The 3,520-nt window shown below is 53.2% G+C and carries 4 protein-coding genes; 3 read left to right on the top strand and 1 reads right to left on the bottom strand.

The genetic code is table 11. The features are described from left to right. Positions 1-189 precede the first annotated feature (189 nt). Entirely contained in the window at positions 190-1,455 is a 1,266-nt protein-coding gene (locus IGR76_17985; GenBank protein ID MBF2080347.1) for a S41 family peptidase, read from the top strand. A gap of 82 nt (positions 1,456-1,537) precedes the next feature. Here the strand turns inward: IGR76_17985 and IGR76_17980 are convergent, their stop codons facing one another. Further along, a complete protein-coding gene (locus IGR76_17980; protein MBF2080346.1) occupies positions 1,538-1,717 on the bottom strand; it encodes a DDE transposase family protein in 180 nt (59 codons plus the stop codon). Between the two features lie 76 nt (positions 1,718-1,793). On the opposite strand from IGR76_17980, the gene lepB reads away from it, so the two are divergent. Beyond that, positions 1,794-2,423: a signal peptidase I gene (lepB, locus tag IGR76_17975; GenBank protein ID MBF2080345.1), complete on the top strand. Its 630-nt coding sequence runs from the start codon at positions 1,794-1,796 to the stop codon at positions 2,421-2,423. Positions 2,424-2,470: 47 nt separating this feature from the next. Continuing rightward, on the top strand, positions 2,471-3,520 hold a 1,050-nt coding region (locus IGR76_17970; GenBank protein ID MBF2080344.1), incomplete at its 3' end, for a CocE/NonD family hydrolase.

The following is a 3,520-nucleotide window of genomic DNA, read 5'->3' as shown; positions in this document are numbered from 1 at the left end:
TGAGTCAGAATGCTCCCATCGTTGGGCTGGCTCATCGTAGTTTCCTCAGCAACTGGTTTACTGCCTTCAGCCTATGCCCTATTTTTATGCGTTTGCCCTATTTGAAGCCTGGGCTTCCATACTCGTTTCCGATTGCCTGTGCTAAATTGGGCGTACCCTGTTGATTTTTTTTCCAGTTGGGTTTGCAGCATGGTCATAACAAAACGTGGGCTTGTTCTTGGTACGACGGCAGTTGCGGTCACGGCAGTCACGCTGACGGGTGCAGGATTGCACCTGTCACGGGGACAAGCCTTCTTCCAGGAAAGCCCGAAGGAGCTGATTGACGAAGTTTGGCAACTGATCGATCGCACCTACGTTGACGCCACATTTAACCAGGTCGATTGGCAAGCTGTACGCCAAGAGTACTTGGGACGCTCCTACCAAAGCCGCGAAGATGCCTACGTCGCCATCCGCGAAATGCTAGAGCAGCTAGACGACCCCTATACGCGGTTCATGGATCCTAGCGAATTCCAGGATATGCAAATTGACACCTCTGGAGAACTAACCGGGGTCGGTATTCAGCTCAGCCAGGACGAAGAAACCAACGAACTGATCGTCGTATCGCCCATCGAAGATACGCCCGCGTTTGAGGCCGGAATTTTGGCGCAGGATGTGATCGTCAAAATCGATGGTCAGACCACCGAAGGTATGGATGTCAACGAAGCCGTCAACCTGATTCGGGGGCCTGTGGGGTCTGAAGTCACCCTAACAGTGCGCCGCAGCGATAAGGAACTCGATTTTCTACTCCAGCGCGATCGCATCGAAATTCATCCGGTACGGTACAGTGTTCAAGAGTCGCCCAACGGCCCAGTGGGGTACATTCGTCTGACCCAATTCAGCGCCAACGCCTCCCAGGAAATGCAAGAAGCGATTGAAGACCTAGAAGCAGACAATGTGACGGGCTACGTATTAGATTTGCGCTCTAATCCCGGTGGTTTGCTTCACGCCAGTATTGAAATCGCCCGGATGTGGATTGAAGACGGTACGATTGTCTCCACCGTCGATCGCCAAGGCATCTCAGATCGGGAGTCGGCCAATGGTACAGCCCTGACCGATAAGCCATTGGTGGTGTTAGTTGATGGCGGATCGGCTAGCGCGAGTGAAATCCTGTCGGGTGCGCTGCAAGATAATGGTCGAGCCGTTCTGATTGGCACTCAAACCTTTGGTAAGGGCTTGGTGCAGTCCGTTCGTGGCCTGGGTGACGGTTCAGGGGTCGCGATTACCGTAGCGAAATATTTAACCCCCAGCGGTCGGGATATTAACCATGAAGGCATTGCCCCGGACGTTGTTCTAGAGCTAACCGAAGCCCAGCGTGAGGAGCTATCCCTCGATCGCACCCTGATTGGAACTGAAGCCGATCCTCAGTTTGAGAAAGCATTAGAGGTATTGGCGAATCCCAGTATTGCCCAGCGTTAACCAACGCAATACTCCAATTTGGCTGTGAACAGGTCGTTGCGTAGGGAGACTGCGCAGCGACTTGTTTTTGGATGAACTTCAATTACTGGGGTTGGCATTTTCCTGCTCTGATCAAGCCGACGCGACGGGCGATCGCCTCTCCTTGAGAATTAAACGGCCCCCAGGTTTCTGGTGCAGTCGGGGCATCCGCATCCGCCGCCACGGCCATAATTTCGCAATGGCCGTCCGGTTGCTTAACGATGTACCATGCATCTAGAGTCATTTCTTCGTCTCCCGTTCGTTGTTTTGCCCGTTCGTTGTTTTAATTCTAGGACAGCGATCTGCTGCCATGTTTGCCTATGTCCCGTCCGTCTTCAGATTCATCCCCTACCGATTCTCCAACCTCTAGCTCCAATGAGCCACAGTCTCAAGCTAATCAGCTATCGTCCGATTCAGAGGCATCTCGCTCAGGTTACCGTTCAAACCTGATTTCGTTGGCGATCGCCGTTGTCCTGGCGATCGTGTTGCGAATCTTTATTGCCGAGCCGCGCTATATTCCCTCGGATTCGATGTTCCCGACCTTGCACATTGGCGATCGCCTCGTGATCGAGAAAGTGTCCTATCGATTTCATCCGCCTCATCCTGGCGATATTGTCGTATTTGAACCGCCCCAGCAGCTCCAAGTACAAGGATATCGACCCGATCAGGTCTTTATTAAACGGATAATTGCCACCGAAGGGCAACAGGTGGAAGTGCACGACGGTACGGTATTCGTAAACGGGCAACCCTTGCAAGAACCCTACACGGCCGAGCCACCGCAGTACATCATCCCCAGGGTGCAAGTGCCTGAAGGGTTCATCTTTGTCCTGGGCGACAATCGCAACAACAGCAACGACTCCCATGTCTGGGGATTTTTGCCGACGCAGAACATTATCGGCCATGCGGTGTTCCGGTTTTGGTCGTTGGATCGGGTTGGGGGATTGGGGTGAAGAGGTGAAGAGGTGAAGAGGTGGAGGAGTAATAGAGTGATGGGGTGATGGTAAAGGGAGGTGAAGCGGTGTTGCCTGTTCGGTTGAAGCAGACGGAATCATTGATGACTCGTGATGGGATCCGGTTGGATGCGGATGTCTATTATCCCGATGCGGAGGGGACGTTTCCTGTTCTCTTGATGCGGCAACCCTACGGACGGGCGATCGCGTCTACGGTTACCTATGCTCATCCCCAGTGGTATGCGGCTCAGGGATACATCGTTGTGATTCAGGATGTGCGGGGACGGGGTACGTCTGAGGGAGAATTTGATCTCTTTGCCCATGAAATCAACGATGGCGTAGATACGGTGAATTGGGCAGCGCAGCTTCCGGGCAGTACGGGAGATGTAGGTATGTATGGCTTTTCCTACCAGGGCATGACCCAACTCTTTGCCGCTGCCGGACAACCGCCCGCGCTTAAAACGATCTGTCCTGCAATGGTAGCCTACGATCTCTATGCGGATTGGGCCTATGAAGGCGATGCCTTTTGTCTCTTTGGCAATCAAGCCTGGGCGCTGCAACTCGCGGCAGAAACAGCACGACGCCAAGGCAATGAAGATGCCTATCAGTCTCTCTATGCCGAAGCCCATCGACTGGCGATCGCCGATCCAATCAACGCCACCTGTGAACTGCTCAACCAATACGCCCCAGACTCTTTCTACCACGACTGGTTAAACCGTTCCAACCCTACTGATCCCTACTGGATAGCGCGATCGCCCAAAACCTATATTGGTCAAATAGATCTGCCGATGCTCCATATTGGTGGCTGGTTTGATACCCATCTTCGCGGCACGATCAAGCTCTATCAGGCGTTGAGTGATCGCAGTTCCCATCCGCAGCATCTTTGGGTAGGGCCATGGGCGCATATCCCTTGGGGACGAAAGGTGGGAGCCATAGACTTTGGTGCAAATGCCAATAGCCCCATAGATCAGGTGCAAATCCGCTGGTTTGATCACATCCTCAAAGACATAGATTCCGGATTGCTCGATCAGCCTCCTGTCCATCTGTTTGAAATGGGATGCAACCAGTGGCGTTCGTTCTCCAAATTTCCCTCCGAT

Origin of the sequence: Synechococcales cyanobacterium T60_A2020_003, assembly GCA_015272205.1 — a bacterium.
Classification (GTDB): Bacteria; Cyanobacteriota; Cyanobacteriia; order RECH01; family RECH01; genus JACYMB01.
Note: the sequence above shows the minus strand (reverse complement) of the source record. Positions and strands in the feature narration are given on the sequence as shown.

What these genes read in the sequence shown, in the direction of transcription:
- IGR76_17985 (MBF2080347.1), top strand. Translation starts at nt 190, where the DNA reads ATGGTCATAACAAAACGTGGGCTTGTTCTTGGTACGACGGCAGTTGCG.
- IGR76_17980 (MBF2080346.1), bottom strand. Translation starts at nt 1,717, where the DNA reads ATGACTCTAGATGCATGGTACATCGTTAAGCAACCGGACGGCCATTGC.
- lepB (MBF2080345.1), top strand. Translation starts at nt 1,794, where the DNA reads ATGTCCCGTCCGTCTTCAGATTCATCCCCTACCGATTCTCCAACCTCT.